General features: G+C 74.2%; 8 protein-coding genes. 6 read left to right on the top strand and 2 right to left on the bottom strand.

Translation table 11 applies throughout. The annotated features are described in order from the left end of the window. Positions 1 to 51 precede the first annotated feature (51 nt). The 5 genes from pdxR (at position 52) to IEZ11_RS34165 (ending at position 8998) form a co-directional block, all read left to right on the top strand. Positions 52 to 1482 (top strand): MocR-like pyridoxine biosynthesis transcription factor PdxR, encoded by a 1431-nt coding sequence (gene pdxR, locus IEZ11_RS34185; RefSeq protein ID WP_189266834.1) that lies wholly within the window; start codon positions 52 to 54, stop codon positions 1480 to 1482. A 109-nt stretch (positions 1483 to 1591) separates the two neighbouring features. After that, positions 1592 to 3172 carry an alkaline phosphatase D family protein gene (locus tag IEZ11_RS34180; protein WP_189266833.1) on the top strand — a complete coding sequence of 527 codons (1581 nt, stop codon included), beginning with the start codon at positions 1592 to 1594 and terminating at the stop codon, positions 3170 to 3172. Between the two features lie 139 nt (positions 3173 to 3311). Then, positions 3312 to 4742, top strand: a complete 1431-nt coding sequence (locus IEZ11_RS34175) for an SWIM zinc finger family protein (protein ID WP_189266832.1) — start codon at positions 3312 to 3314, stop codon at positions 4740 to 4742. Continuing rightward, positions 4742 to 7414 carry a DUF7825 domain-containing protein gene (locus IEZ11_RS34170; protein WP_189266831.1) on the top strand — a complete coding sequence of 891 codons (2673 nt, stop codon included), beginning with the start codon at positions 4742 to 4744 and terminating at the stop codon, positions 7412 to 7414. Before IEZ11_RS34175 ends, IEZ11_RS34170 begins: the two co-directional genes overlap by 1 nt. A gap of 144 nt (positions 7415 to 7558) precedes the next feature. Further along, positions 7559 to 8998, top strand: coding sequence for a GNAT family N-acetyltransferase (locus IEZ11_RS34165; protein WP_189266830.1), 1440 nt, complete (start codon positions 7559 to 7561; stop codon positions 8996 to 8998). 234 nt (positions 8999 to 9232) lie between these two features. Here IEZ11_RS34165 and IEZ11_RS34160 read toward each other — a convergent pair whose 3' ends face one another. Further along, entirely contained in the window at positions 9233 to 10432 is a 1200-nt protein-coding gene (locus IEZ11_RS34160) for an epoxide hydrolase family protein (RefSeq protein ID WP_189266829.1), read from the bottom strand. A 211-nt stretch (positions 10433 to 10643) separates the two neighbouring features. Here IEZ11_RS34160 and IEZ11_RS34155 point away from each other — a divergent pair, with 211 nt between their 5' ends. Continuing rightward, the gene (locus tag IEZ11_RS34155) at positions 10644 to 13436 is read left to right on the top strand and encodes an ATP-binding protein (protein ID WP_189266828.1); all 2793 of its coding nucleotides are present in this window, start codon (positions 10644 to 10646) and stop codon (positions 13434 to 13436) included. On the opposite strand, the gene IEZ11_RS34150 is transcribed toward IEZ11_RS34155, so the two are convergent. After that, positions 13433 to 14617 carry a trans-sulfuration enzyme family protein gene (locus IEZ11_RS34150; protein WP_189266827.1) on the bottom strand — a complete coding sequence of 395 codons (1185 nt, stop codon included), beginning with the start codon at positions 14615 to 14617 and terminating at the stop codon, positions 13433 to 13435. The genes IEZ11_RS34155 and IEZ11_RS34150 overlap by 4 nt on opposite strands. Between the last annotated feature and the right edge of the window lie 11 nt (positions 14618 to 14628).

Genomic DNA, 14628 nt, shown 5'->3' with positions numbered 1-14628 from the left:
TCATGGGGACGACGCTAGGAACCCGGGCGGTCCGGATTAAGGTCCACTTCCATGACGTCATCGGGGACCAATCCGGGCGCCCTGCCGGGTTCCGCCGCCTGGGAACTGCTGCTGCCGGCCGCATCCGCGCCCGCACGCGCGCGTGGCCGCTTCCTCCAGGCGGCGCTGCGGGACGCCATCCGCGCGGGGCGGCTCACGTCCGGCACCCGGCTGCCGTCGAGCCGGGAACTGGCCAAGGACCTCGGGGTGTCGCGGGGGCTGGTCACCGAGGCGTACGAGCAGCTGACGGCGGAGGGCTATCTGCGCAGCGGCCGGGGAGCGGGCACCTGGGTGGGCGGCGCCGTACGGGCGGCGGAGCCACGCGCGCGTGATCTCGCGCCGCGCCCGCGGGGCGTCCGGGTGGACTTCGTGCCGGGGTCACCTGATCTCGCGCTGTTCCCGCGCGGCGCCTGGGCCGCCGCACAGCGGGAGGTGCTGGCGGAGCTGCCGCACCGCGACCTCGGCTATCCGGACCCGCGCGGACTGCCCCGGCTGCGCTCGGCCCTCGCCGAACTGCTGGTCCGGCGCCGCGGGGTGGTCGCCGACCCGGAGCGGATCGTGGTCGTCTCCGGGGTGGCGCAGGCGGCCGCGCTGCTCGGTTCCGTGCTGCACGCGCGCGGGGTGCGCGAGATCGGCGTGGAGGACCCCGGCAGCCCGCAGCACGACAGCCTGTACGCGGCGGCCGGGCTGCGTGCCGTACCGCTGCCCCTGGACGACGAGGGCCTGGCGCCGGAGCCACTGCATGCCTCGGGCGTCCGCGCGGTGGTGACGACGCCCGCCCACCAGTACCCGACCGGGATCGCCTGCTCCGCCGGGCGCCGCGCCCTGCTGCTCGACTGGGCCCGGTCGGTGGACGGGCTGCTGCTGGAGGACGACTACGACGGCGACTTCCGTTACGACCGGGCCCCGGTCGGCGCGCTCCAGGGTCTCGATCCGGAGCGGGTGGCCCACATGGGGTCGGTCAGCAAGTCCCTCGCCCCCGGACTGCGGCTGGGCTGGCTGCTGGTGCCGGATTTCCTGGCGGACGCCGTCGTCGACCGGAAGCGGACCACGGACCTGGGACACCCTTCCGTCGACCAGGCGGTGTTCGCCCGGTTCCTGGAGCGCGGCGACTACGACCGGCAGTTGCGCCGCTGCCAGCGCGCCTACCGGGAGCGGCGGGACGTCCTGGTCGCCGCCCTGGCCGAGCACGTCCCGCACGCGCGCGTGTCGGGGATCGCGGCAGGGCTGCACGCCATCGCCGAACTGCCCGAGCGGTACGGGCCGGAGAGCCGTTTCGTGCGCCGGGCGGCGGCGGCCGGGGTCGCGGTGCGCGCACTGGGCGAGTGCACGCACGCGCGGGGCGACGAGTCCGTCGTACGGCTGGTGCTGGGGTACGCGCACCTGTCGCCGGCGCGGATCAGGGAAGGGGTGCGGATGCTGGCGGAGGCCGTCGGCCGGTGACGTCCCCCTGGCCGGTCAGTTGTTCACCCGCGGTTTCCGTGTGCGCTGCGGCGCACCCGTAGTTGTGACTGTGCACAGCTGGCCCGACCGCGTCCTGGAGGCCCCTTCCATGTCCCTTTCGTTCCCCGCCCGCCGCAGCGTGCTGCGCGGCTCGCTCGCCGCGTCGGCGGCCCTGTCCCTGCCCACGGCGTTCGGTTCGGCGCCGGCGTTCGCGCTGTCCGGGCGTCCGCGCGCGGACTGGGGCGTCCAGGCGGGCGACGTGACCGCCGACTCCGGCCTGGTGTGGGTCCGTTCGGACCGGCCGGCCCGGATGATCGTGGAGACCTCGGCCACCGAGTCGTTCCGGGGCGCCCGCAGGTGGCGCGGTCCGCTGCTCGGCGCCGGCAGCGACTTCACCGGCACCACCCGGCTGCACGGGCTGCCGTCCGGCGAGCAGATCCACTACCGGGTGCTGCTCGCCGACCCCGACGACCCGCGCCGCACCGGCGAGCCGATCAGCGGAACCTTCCGGACCGCCTCCGCCCGCCGCCGCCAGGGCGTGCGGTTCGTGTGGTCGGGCGACCTGGCCGGACAGGGCTGGGGCATCAACGAGTCCATCGGCGGCTACCGCATCTTCGACGCGATGGCGAAGCTGGACCCGGACTTCTTCCTGTGCAGCGGTGACAACATCTACGCCGACGGCGTGATCCCGGCGACGCAGGCGCTGTCCGACGGGAGCCTGTACCGCAACGTCACCAGTGAGGAGAAGTCGCACGTCGCGGTCACGCTGGACGACTTCCGCGGCAACTTCCGCTACAACCTGCTCGACCAGGCGCTGCGCCGGTTCAACGCCCAGGTGCCGAACGTCATCCAGTGGGACGACCACGAGGTCCGCAACAACTGGTACCCGGGCGAGGTGATCGGCACCGGCACCGCCTACCCGGCCGGCACCAGGCTGGACGACATGGCGCTGCGCTCCCGGCAGGCGTTCTCCGAGTACTTCCCGATCTCCACGATCAGCGGCCGCCCGGACGGCCGGATCTACCGCGTCCACCACCACGGCCCGCTCCTCGACGTGTTCGTGCTCGACATGCGGACCTACCGGAACGCCAACTCGCCCGACGACCAGACCACCGACCCGCAGGGCATCCTCGGCGCGGAGCAACTGGCCTGGCTCAAGCGCGAGCTGTCCCGGTCGCGTGCGGTGTGGAAGGTGATCGCCGCGGACATGCCGCTCGGGCTGGTCGTGCCCGATCCGGTGGAGGGCCAGGCGAACTTCGAGGCCGTCGCCCAGGGCGACCCGGGCGCGCCGCTCGGCCGTGAGCTGCAGATCGCGGAGCTGCTGCGGTACATCAAGCACCGGAAGATCACCGGCACGGTGTGGCTGACGGCCGACGTCCACCACACCTCTGCCCAGCGCTACGACCCGTCGCGGGCCGCGTTCACCGACTTCGCGCCGTTCTGGGAGTTCGTCTCCGGACCGCTGAACGCCGGCGCCTTCCCGGCCAACGCGCTCGACGGCACGTTCGGCCCCGACCGGGTGTTCGTCAAGGCGCCGACCGCCTCGAACGTGTCACCCGCGGAGGGCTACCAGTTCTTCGGCGAGGTCGACATCGACGGTGACAGCGGCGAACTGACGGTGCGTCTGCGCGAGTACGACGGCACCGTGCTGTTCACGCGGACGCTGCAGCCGGGCCGGGTAGGTCAGTGACTCCCGTACGCTCGTGACAGGGCCGCGCACCGGCGTCATCCCCCGGTACGCGGCCCTGCCGGCTTTCCCGAACCCGTCGGCCTGAGGGCGTTTTCGCAGGTCGATGCCGATTGTCAGTGGTCGCCTCTACGGTTTTCCCATGACGCGATCTTCACAGTCCGTGGCCTATCGCCAACCCTCCGTGCTGCGCTCCGCCGCCGACGGCCGCCATCTCGGTCTCGAGACCTCCCGGGGTGCGACGCCGACCGGGGTCGAGGACCATCCGCGGTTCTTCGCGGGCTTCCTGACCTCGCCTCAGGTGGCCGCGGCCGGGCTGCTCGCGGTGGCCGACGTGGCGGCCGCGCGGTACTTCCAGCCGCAGCTGCGCGCCTCGCTGGATCCGGTGGTGACGGGCAACGGCGACCGGCTGCGCTTCGAGTCCTTCTCCGGCTGCGGCGGGGTGTACGCCCGGCTGGACGTCCTCGGCGCGGGACTGGACGGCGGCCAGGTGGGCCACGGCACGACGAACGTCGACGTCAACAACCCCCTGCGGGAGGCCCTTTCCCGGCTCGGCTCGGACGACCCGCTCCATCTGCGGGTCGGCCCCGAGGAGTTGACGGTGACCACGCTGGACGGCCCGGTCGTGGAGAAGAAGGTCCCGCTCCCGGACCGCTGGCTGCGCGGCTTCGCGGAGGCGCAGGTCACAGCGGCCGGTTTCGATCTGCGGGCCGAGCTGCCGGCGGACGAGGCGGTGCGGTTCCTGCGCTCGCTCCCCCGCGCCGGCACCGCGCGCCGGGGCGCGACCGGACCTCGCTGGGTGGTGCCGGCGGGCCGGTCGCTACGGCCGACGACCCGCCCGGTGCCGGGCGCGGTCTGCCTGCCGGGACCGGAGCGGCTGGGCGCGCTGCAACGGGTGCTGCGGCACGCGACGGCCCTGCGTGTCTACGGCCCGCAGGGCGCCCTCGCCGCCTCGGGTACGGCCGCGGCCTGGGAGGTCGTACTGCCGGGCATGCGGCTCACGCTGACCCTTTCGCCGGATCCGGCCCGGGGGTTCTCGGGCGAGGGCGGCGTGCTGGACGCCCTCGCCACCGACGAGGCCGCCGAGGACGCGGAACTGGTCGCGGTCCTGCTGGCCTGGGAGCCCCGGGTCGACGTCGCCGACCTGGCCGCCTCCGCCGGGCTCACCCCGGAGCGGGTCCGTGCGGCCCTGGTCCGTCTCGGCACCTCGGGACGCGTCGGCTACGACACGGCGGAGGCCGCCTACTTCCACCGCGAACTGCCCTACGACGCCGGGCGCGTGGAGCGGCACAACCCCCGGCTGCGCTCGGCGCGGGCGCTGGTGGCCGCGGGCGCCGTGGCCCTGGACGGCGAGCTCGGCACGGTGACGGCCGAGGACGGTCATGTGCACCGGGTGCGGGACGCGGCGGGGGTGCTGAGCTGCAGTTGTCTGTGGTGGGCGAAGTACCGGGGCGGGCGCGGACCGTGCAAGCACGCGCTGGCGGTGCGGATGGTGCGGCGGGGGGCCGCGGTGGAGCACGGCGGACGGCAGAACGTGGCACAGGACATGGCGGAGATCGGCGGGGGTGCGTGATGAGCGCGGTGCTGGAGGCGGTGCGGGCGGGGCGCGTCGGGGAGACGGCCCTCCTGGTGAAGAAGTTGACGGATGCCGAACGGCGCGCGCTGCTGCCCGAGTTGCAGGCCGTGCGCAAGGAGCTGCGGGCGGCGCCGTGGGAGAGCCGGTCCGAGCGCGGCTATCCGGCGCTCCAGGTGGCCGGGGCGATGTGCCACTCCGGGGCCGCGGCGGCCGCGACCTGGATCGCGGGGGCCGACATGCGCCGGCGGCAGGCGCCGGCGGAGATGCTGCTGAAGGTGCTGGCGGACCGGGACACCGGCTGGCAGGCCGATGTGGCCCGTCGGCTGGCCGCGCGGCCGGTCTCCGCGGACGTGCCGTTCCTGCTGATGGCCGGACTGGTACGCCGGTCCGGATGCGAGGTACCGGTGACGGACGCGTATGTGGTCGGTTGGGTCCGCCACATCGGCCACAGCTGGGGACGGGTCCCTCTCGTCGACCGGCTGCGCGCCGAGCCGGACCTCGCGCCGCTGGTGACCGGCCTGTTCGAGCTCTCCGACCTCGGCGAGGTCCGCTGGCTGTTCGGCGAGGGTCCCGGTTCCTGGCAGAGCGCGCTGGCGGAGCTCACCGGCGCGGGCGTGCTGGAGCGCAAGGCCGTGGTCGACGCCTGTGTGGCCCGGCTGCTGCGCGGCGGTGGCCCGACCGACCACCGGGTCTTCCTGCCGCTGCTGGGTCTGCTCGCCCTCACCCGGGACGAGCTGCGCGAGCGGGTCGCCGACTGGACGGCCCTGGCCCGGGACGCGGTCTCCCCGGTCGCCGGCCATGCCCAGTCGGTCCTCGGCACCCTGGCGCTCGACGGCGGCCTCACCCCGCGGCAGCTCGCCGAGGCCTCCGAAGGGCTGCTGTTCCGCACCGAGAAGAAGCTGGTGCGGGCCCAGCTGGTGCTGCTCGGCAAGGTGCTCGCCCGCGAGCCGGCCGCGGCGGCGGAGCTGCTGCCGGCCGTGGCCCGGGCGTTCGGGCACGAGGACACCGAGGTGCAGGAGCGGGCGCTGAAGCTGGTGGAGCGGCAGGCGAAGCGGCTCGACGAGGAGCCCGCGGTCCGGGCCGGCATCGCCGTCGCGGCCGAGGCGTTGAGTCCGGCCCTGCGGGTCCGGGCGGCCGCTGTCCTGGGCATCGCGGCGGTGGCGGCGCCCGAGGCGTACGAGGAGGTGCTGCCGCCGCCTCCGGAGCCGGTCCGGCTCATGGCCGCGCCGGACTCGGCCGTGGAGCTCGCCGAGGAGGTCTCGGCGCTGCTGGCGGCCGGCGGGGACGGAGACGTGGCCGCGTTCGAGCGGGCGCTGGACGGTCTGGCCCGGCACGCCCACCGCGACCAGGACGCGCTGCGGGAGGCGCTCGAACCGGTGGCGGCCACCCGCTGGTGGAAGCAGTCCGAGTCGCACGGCCGGCGGGACACCGAGGAGTACTTCGGTCACACCCGGCGCGGCCTGCTCACCGCCGAGGGCGGCCTCGAACTGGTCCTGGGCACGCTGTACGGGGCCGTGAGCACGGCCACCCTGCTCGCCGCGCTGCGGAGCGGTCCGGCCGACCACGACTGCGCGCGCCACGGGTTCTCCCGGATCCTCGACGTCCGGCTGCGTGAACTGGCCCACCGGATACGCACGGACCCGCAGCCGCTGCTGCTGGCCACGCCGTCGTGGAGCACCGGGCTCCTGGAGCCGGACGAGCTCGTCGGCCGGCTCGACACCTACCGTCGCCTCGGCGCCCGGGTGGGCGAGGCCGACTTCGCCCAGGCCCTGCTGCGGGTCCGCCGCGAGGACCGTGCGGCGGCCCTGGCCGCCGCCGGGCGCGCGAGCGCACTGGGCACGCCGGAGGGCGACCGGCTCGCCCGCCTGCTGTCCGCCGGGGCGGCCGCCCTGCCCGGCTGCGACCGCCGGACCTCGGGTCCGCGCGTCCTGGTCGAGTCCGGCGAGGTCCGGGAACTGCAGACGGACTTCCCCGAGGCGTTCCGGCGGCTGGGCCGGCCGTTCACGACGTCCGACGCGGTCCGGTACTGCTGTCACTGGGGCCAGGAGAACCACCGGCACTGGCTGGCCACGCTCCCGGAGCTGCGCGAACTCGTCGCCGTACGGCTGGTGCACGACCTCTCCGAGGCCGCCCTGGACGACGAGCGGGGCGCGGGCGCCGTGCTCCCGCTGCTCGCCGAGTCCGGCGGGGTCGCGGGCGAGAGCACGCACCTGTGCGTGGCGTACGGGCTGGGCGCCCGGCATCCGGAGGACCGGCTGGCCGCGGTGGACGCGCTGCTGGTGCTCGCCGCGCGTGGGCAGCTCGACGCGGAGCGGCTGGGCGCCGACCTCGGCCAGCTGGTCCGGCGCGGTGCGGTGAAGCCGCTGCGGCTGGCGGAGTCGGCCCGGACGGCGGCGGCCACGGGCGCCAACACGACGATCTGGGAGATGCTCCGGCACACCCTGCCGATACTGCTCGCCGGCCTCTCGACCGAGGGGACCGCGGGCGCCCCGGGGACGGTCCGTGGGCTCGGCGAGCTGCTCTCGGTCGCCGCCGACTGCGCCGAGCGGTCCGGGGCCCGGGGTGAACTGCCCCATCTCACCGGGGCGGCGGCCCGGCGCGGCTCGGCCCGGCTGGTGGTCCAGGCCCGTCGGCTGCGGGACGCACTGGCCGTGGCGGAGGCCGCCTGACAGGGGCAGGAACCGGCTGTTTCACGGCACTCGGCAACTGTTGAAACTGGCACAAAAACCACGTAAGCATGCTTTACCCATCGGTCACAGAGCGTTCGTGATCACGCAACACCGTTGCTTCACAGTGGCTGCATGAATCGAGACATGTCTGATGTGACACGCGCGAGGCACGGACGCCCCGTGCACCACTGGCGACGGGACGTCGTCGAACTCGCCGCCCTGTTCACGGCTGTCGCGGTGGCGGACGCGGTGGCCAACCTGATCGGGCACGGGCCCGGCGGTCCGGCGCTGCTGATGATCTCGGCGCTGGTGCTGGCGGCCACGGTGGGGTTCCACGTCTGGTGGGCGAGGCGCCCAGGCCATGCACCGCCGGTGACCGATACCGATACCGGCGCCCGGTCTGCCGTCTTTGGGACACGGCAGGCCGGGCCCGGTCCGGACACCGCGGAGACCGGGGACCGGGCGAGCACGCTGTGGCGGCTGCGCACGACGGTGCGGGACGAGCCCGGTTCGCTGGCGGCGCTGTGCGCGGCCCTCGCCGGGCACCGGGTGGACATCCTGAGCCTGCAGACGCATCCGCTGGCCGACGGCACGGTGGACGAGTTCCTGCTGCGGGGACCGGGCGAGCTGGCCGCCGGCGAGATCACCCGGGCGGTCGCGCTGGCCGGGGGCACCGACACCTGGATCGAGCGGGCCGACGCCCACGACCTGGTGGACGCCCCGACCCGGGTCCTGGGCCTGGCCACCCGCACCGCCCTGGACGCGGCGGAACTTCCGCTGGCCCTCCGGCAGTTGTTGGGAAGGTGCACGATCCGCTCGCTCCCCGCCCACCCGGTCGGCGGGGCCCGGAGCCCCGAGGCGGTTCCCGTCGAAGGGGCGCTGGAGGACACCGTGATGCGGCTGCGTGCGCCGGAGGGGGGAGTGATCACCGTGGAGCGGCCGTATCTCCCGTTCACGCCGACCGAGTTCGCGCGGGCACGGGCGCTGGTGGAGCTGGACGCCCGGCTCGGGCCGCGCATCCCGCGCGGCCAGGACGTGATCGCGTTGTCCGCGGGCGAGGCGATCACCGTGCGCCGGGCGGACACCGGTGACCTGGAGGCGGCGAAGGCGATGCACGAGCGCTGCTCGACGCGGACGCTCGGGCTGCGCTATCACGGGCCGGTCGGGGACGTGGACCGTTACCTGAACCACCTGCTCAGCCCGCGCTTCGGGCGGACGCTGGCGGTGCGGACCGCGTCGGGCCGGATCGTCGGCCTCGGGCATCTGCTGTGGGACGGGGACGAGACGGAGGTCGCCCTGCTCGTCGAGGACGACTGGCAGCGGCGCGGCATCGGCGGTGAACTGCTGACCCGGCTGGTGGGGATGGCCGTCGAGGCGGGCTGCGAGAGCGTGTACGCGGTGACGCAGGCGTCCAACACGGGGATGGTGGCGGCGATGCGGGGGCTGGGCTTGCCGTTGGACTATCAGATCGAGGAGGGAACGCTGGTCATCACGGCCCGGCTGGCGGCGGAGCCGGGTGACGCCGTGACCGCCATGGGGTGGCTCTCGGGTGCCGGGGAGCCGGGGAGGGCGGAAGCGCCGTAGGGTTCATGGCCGTTCGCCGGTCGCGGTTGCGGGCGCGGGCGTGTGGGGGCCGATCGCGCAGTTCCCCGCGCCCCTGAAGGGGCGCTACAGCATCAGCGCCCGGGCGGCCGCTCCGTGACCTCCCGCGGGATCCGGCCCGCCGGATCGGGGCCGTCGACGCGGACCGGCTGACCGTGTCGTAGGCGTCGTGGGGACGGAAGCCCCGCATGTGCCGGGCTTCCGTCGCCGCGGGGGCTAGCGGAGGGTGCGGAAGCCGTTGCGGAGTTCGCCGACGAAGAGCTCGGGCTGTTCCCAGGCGGCGAAGTGCCCGCCCCTGGGGAGCCGGTTGAAGTGGACGAGGTTCGGATAGGCCTCCTTCGCCCAGCTCTCCGGCGCCTGGTAGAGCTCGTCGGGGAAGACGCTGACGGCCACGGGGAGCTTCACGCCCTTGGCGCCGAAGAACGGGGTGGTGTTCTCGGCGTAGAGGCGGGACGCGGAAACGGCCGTGTTCGTGAGCCAGAAGAGCGTGATGTTGTCCAGGACGTCGTCCCGGGACAGCCCTTCCCGTACACCGTCGAAGGAGCGCGTGATCAGCGCCAGGCTCTTCGCGTCGTGGTCGAGCAGGAACGCCGCCAGGCCGACGGGCGAGTCCGCGAGGCCGGTCAGGGACTGCGGACGCGAGCCCATCATGTAGGCGTAGTAGACGTGCCGGTACACGAAGTCCAGCTGCTCGACGGCGCGCTTCTGCTCGTCGTCGGCGAGGACGACGTCGTCCGGAAGCGGGTTTCCGGCGACGATCGCCTCTTCGACGGCCGGCGGGATGACCTTGGGCATGTTGGTGTGGATGCCGACCAGCCCGGCCGGTTCCTGCACACCCATGAGGTCGGTGACGACGGCGCCCCAGTCGCCGCCCTGCGCGACGTACTTCGGGTAGCCGAGGCGCTTCATCAGCTCACCCCATGCCCGTGCGATGCGCTCCGGGCCCCAGCCCTTGGCGGTGGGCTTGCCCGAGAAGCCGTACCCGGGCATCGACGGGATGACCACGTGGAACGCGTCCTCGGCCAAGCCGCCGTGCGCCGTGGGATCGGTGAGCGGCTCGATGATCTTCAGCTGCTCGATGACCGAGCCCGGCCAGCCGTGCGTGACGATCACCGGCAGCGCGTTCTCGTGCTTCGAGCGGACGTGGATGAAGTGGATGTCCAGCCCGTCGATCTCGGTGATGAACTGCGGGTGGGAGTTCAGCCGCGCCTCGACCTTGCGCCAGTCGTACTCCGTGGCCCAGTAGCGTGCCAGCTCCTTGACGGTGGCGAGCTGGGTGCCCTGCGACTGGTCGGCGACGGTCTCCTTCTCGGGGAAGCGCGTCGCCTCGATGCGCGCACGCAGGTCCTGGAGCGCCGCCTCGGGGAACTCGCAGGTGAACGGCCGGATGGCTGCGGCTGCTGAAATATCAGACATATGCGGGTGTGACTTCCTCGCTCGATCGGCGACCCTGCGCCGCCGACCCGTTCACAGTGCTCCGGATCTACGCGCATCACCCCAGGGAGAACCCCGGGGTACCCCCGGGCCCGGACCCCGGGTACGGCAAGGCACGGGCAGCGGCCGGGACGACGCGAAAGGAATACCGTTGACATGACGTGCCGAAGTGGTGCCCCAGGAAGATCGATCCATGGATGCACAGGCCATCGATTCACCGGTCGCCCTCCGGGGCCGGAGTCATGAGCTGGCCGCGCTGGACCAGGTGCTGGCGACCGTGCGGGCGGGCAGCAGCGCGGTCCTGGTGCTGCGCGGCGAGGCCGGGATCGGCAAGACCGCGTTGCTGGACTGCGCGGCCGGCCGCGCCACCGGGTTCCGCACCCTGCGTGTCGCAGGCGTGGAGACGGAGATGGAGCTTCCCTTCGCGAGCCTCCACCAGCTCTGTGCACCCCTGCTGGGCGGCGCCCACCGGCTGCCCGGTCCGCAGCGCGACGCGCTGTCCGTGGCGTTCGGACTGCGGGACGGCGAGGTACCGAATCGGTTCCTGGTGGGACTGGCCGTGCTCGGGCTGCTCGCCGACACCGCCAAGGAGCGCCGGCTGGCCTGCCTGGTCGACGACGCGCAGTGGCTGGACGAGGAATCCCTCCACGTGCTGGCATTCGTGGCCAGACGGCTGGCGGCCGAGTCGGTGGCCCTGGTCTTCGCCCTGCGGGATGCCGACGACCGCCGTGAGGTGGCCGGCCTGCCGGAGCTGACCGTCCGGGGCCTCAGCGAGTCCGACGCACGTGCCCTGCTCGCCTCGGCGGTGCACGTGCCGCTCGACCCGCTGGTACGGGACCGGATGGTCGCCGAGACACACGGCAATCCGATGGCCCTGCTGCAACTGCCGCGCGCGCTGACACCCGCCGAACTGGCGGGTGGCTTCTGGCTGCCGGGCAGACGCCCCTTGGCAGGCCACATCGAAAGCGCCGTTCACCGGCAGTTCCGATCGCTTCCGGCGGACAGCCGACGGCTTCTGCTGACGGCCGCGGCCGAGCCCACCGGAGACCTGGACCTGCTGTGGCGCGCAGCCGGTCTGCAGGGGATACCGGCGCACGCGGCGGCACCGGCCGAGGACGCGGGACTGGTGGAGTTCGGCACCAGGGTGCGGTTCCACCATCCCCTGGTGCGCTCGGCCGTCTACCGGCGGGCCTCCGCGCCGGAGCGCCGGGCCGCGCACCGGGCACTCGCGGAGGCGACGGACGCTCTCCTCGATCCTGATCGCAGGGCCTGGCACCGTGCTCATTCCGCGCCGCGGCCCGACGAGGACATCGCCGTCGACCTGGAGCGCTGCGCCGACCGGGCCCAGGGCAGGGGCGGCATCGCCGCGGCGGCCTCGTTCCTGCGTCAGGCGACGGAGCTGACCCCCGATCCCGCCCGCCGGGTCGACCGGGCGCTGGCCGCGGCCCAGGCCCACATCGACGCCGGCGGAGCCGACCAGGCCCGCACCCTGCTGGCCTACGCGGAGACCGGTCCCCTCGACGACCTTCGGCGGGCCCGCCTGGAGCGGCTGCGGGCCCGGCTGGTCTTCTCCCAGGTGCGGGGCGGCGGCGCGCCCCGGCTCCTGCTCGACGCCGCGAACCGGCTGGCCCCCCTCGACGCGGCCCTCGCCCGCGACACCCTCCTGGAGACGTTCGGCGCGGTGATCTTCGCCGGTCGTCTCGGTGCCGGGCCCGGACTGCGGGAAGTGGCCGAGGCGGCCCGCTCCGGACCGCCGCCGCGGATGGTCGACGTGCTGGTGGACGGCATCGCCGGCCGGATCCTGGACGGCCACGGGACCGGAGTGGCCGAGCTCGGGCGAGCACTGCGCATCGTGCGGCAGGAGCTGAGAGCCGGCGCGGCGGACGCGGACAGGCGCAGGCTGTGGCTCGCGTTCCGGGTGATGCCCGAGCCGCTCGCACCCGAGCTGTGGGACGACGACGCATGGCATGAGCTGGCGGTGGCCGCCGTCGCTCTCGCCCGTCAGGCGGGGGCGCTCGCGGTCCTGCCGATGGCGCTGACCTACCAGGCGTGCTCCGACGTCCAGGCCGGTGAATTCGACACCGCGGCGGATCTGATCGACGAGGCCACCGCGATCTCGGACGCGGTCGGCGGCGTACCCATGATGTACACGTCGCTGATGCTCGCCGCCTGGCGGGGGCAGGCGCAGCCGGCCATGGCACTGATCGAGTCCACCGTCGACGAGGTGCGCCCGAGGGGCGAGGGGCGCGTCCTGGGCCTCGCCGAGTACTCCACCGCGCTGCTGTACAACGGGCTCGGCCGCTACGACGACGCGCTGGCGGCCGCGACGCGCGCATGCCGGTACGAGGATCTGGGCCTGTTCGGGTGGGCGCTGGCCGAACTGGTCGAGGCGGCCGCCCGCAGCGGGCGGGCCGCGGTAGCCGAGGCGGCGCTGGAGGATCTCACCGAGCGCAGTCGTGCGAGCGGTACCGAGTGGGCCCTGGGCACCGGGGCCTGCTCGCGCGCGTTGCTGAGCGACGACCGGACCGCCGACGCGCTCTACCAGGAGGCGATCGGGCGTCTCGGGCACTGCCGGGTGGCGGTCCAGCTGGCCCGCGCCCACCTGCTGTACGGCGAGTGGCTGCGGCGCCGGAACCGCCGTCAGGAGGGCCGCGTCCAGCTGCGCTCCGCCTACGAGGCATTCAGCCGGTTCGGGGCCGACGCCTTCGCCGACCGCGCCCGCCGGGAACTCCTGGCGACCGGCGAGACGGTCCGCAGGCGGACGGCCGGGACGGACGTCGAACTCACCAGCCAGGAGGCCCAGATCGCCCGGCTGGCCGGGGACCACACCAACTCCGAGATCGCCGCCCGGCTGTTCATCAGCCCCCGTACGGTGGAGTGGCACCTCGGCAACGTCTTCGCCAAGCTCGGTGTGAGCTCCCGCAGGCACCTTCGCGCGGCGCTGTCCGCGCCGGGGGCGCAGCCGCCGCGAGCCCGGTCACGTTAGGGGCGCAACTCACCCAGGGCCGTGTCCAGGTCGCGCCAGAGATCGTCCACGTCCTCCAGCCCCACCGACAGGCGCAGCAGCCGGTCGGTCACACCGGCACCGCGGCGGTCCCGCTCGTCGACGACACGGTGGCTGATGGACGCCGGGTGCTGGATGAGGGTGTCGACGCTGCCGAGGCTGACGGCCGGGGTGATCAGACGTACCCGGGAGACGACCTCGTGCGGATCGTCGTAGACCTCGAAGGCGATCATCGCGCCGCCCAGCCGCGGGTAGTGGACGCGGGCGACCCGGGCGTCGGCGGTGAGACGGTGGGCCAGGTCGGCGGCGGTGGCGGAGGCGGCGCGGACCCGGACCGGGAGTGTCGAGAGGCCGCGCAGCAGCAGGTAGCCGGCCAGCGGGTGCAGGACGCCGCCGGTCGCGAAACGTATCTTCCTGAGCTGCCCGGCGAACTCCTCGTCGCAGGCAACCACCCCGGCGAGCACGTCGCCGTGGCCGCCGAGGTACTTGGTGGCGCTGTGCAGGACGAGGCGTGCGCCGTGCTCGGCGGGGCGTTGCAGCACGGGGGTGGCGAAGGTGTTGTCGACGAGCAGCGGCACCGTGCCGCAGGCGTGGGCGACGGCGCGCAGGTCGACCTCGGCGAGGGTCGGGTTGGCCGGGGACTCGACCAGCACCAGCCCGGTGTCGGGGCGCAGCGCGTCGGTGATGCCGGCCGGGTCGGTCCAGGTGACCTCGGTGCCGAGGAGGCCGGCGGTGAGAAGGTGGTCGCTGCACCCGTACAGGGGCCGTACGGCGACGACATGGCGCAGGCCGGTCGACGCGCGGGCGAGGAGGACGGCGGACAGGGCGGCCATGCCGCTGGCGAAGGCGACCGCGGCCCCGGTGCCTTCGAGGCGGGCCAGGGCGGTCTCGAAGCGGGCGACCGTCGGGTTGCCGAGGCGGCCGTAGACGGGCGGTCCCGAGGGGTCGGCGCCGTCGGCGGCGAAGGCGTCGACGCGGGCGGCCTCGGCGCGGCTGTCGTACGACGGGTAGGTCGTGGACAGGTCGATCGGCGGGGCGTGCAGGCCCTGGCGGGCGAGGTCGTCGCGGCCGGCGTGCACGGCCTCGGTGGCCAGGGCGCGCGGTGCGTGCACGGCGTGGCCGCGGACGGGCGCCGGATCGTCGTAGGTGCTCGCTGTGTCCATGGCGGCAGGGT

The sequence above is a fragment of the Streptomyces fuscichromogenes genome (genome assembly GCF_014645815.1).
Lineage (GTDB): Bacteria > Actinomycetota > Actinomycetes > Streptomycetales > Streptomycetaceae > Streptomyces > Streptomyces fuscichromogenes.
The sequence above is the reverse complement of the archived record's forward strand: the minus strand, read 5'-3'. Positions and strand labels throughout refer to the sequence as shown.

Coding starts and splice junctions, on each gene's coding strand:
- pdxR (WP_189266834.1), top strand. CDS start 52: ATGACGTCATCGGGGACCAATCCGGGCGCCCTGCCGGGTTCCGCCGCC.
- IEZ11_RS34180 (WP_189266833.1), top strand. CDS start 1,592: ATGTCCCTTTCGTTCCCCGCCCGCCGCAGCGTGCTGCGCGGCTCGCTC.
- IEZ11_RS34175 (WP_189266832.1), top strand. CDS start 3,312: ATGACGCGATCTTCACAGTCCGTGGCCTATCGCCAACCCTCCGTGCTG.
- IEZ11_RS34170 (WP_189266831.1), top strand. CDS start 4,742: ATGAGCGCGGTGCTGGAGGCGGTGCGGGCGGGGCGCGTCGGGGAGACG.
- IEZ11_RS34165 (WP_189266830.1), top strand. CDS start 7,559: ATGTCTGATGTGACACGCGCGAGGCACGGACGCCCCGTGCACCACTGG.
- IEZ11_RS34160 (WP_189266829.1), bottom strand. CDS start 10,432: ATGTCTGATATTTCAGCAGCCGCAGCCATCCGGCCGTTCACCTGCGAG.
- IEZ11_RS34155 (WP_189266828.1), top strand. CDS start 10,644: ATGGATGCACAGGCCATCGATTCACCGGTCGCCCTCCGGGGCCGGAGT.
- IEZ11_RS34150 (WP_189266827.1), bottom strand. CDS start 14,617: ATGGACACAGCGAGCACCTACGACGATCCGGCGCCCGTCCGCGGCCAC.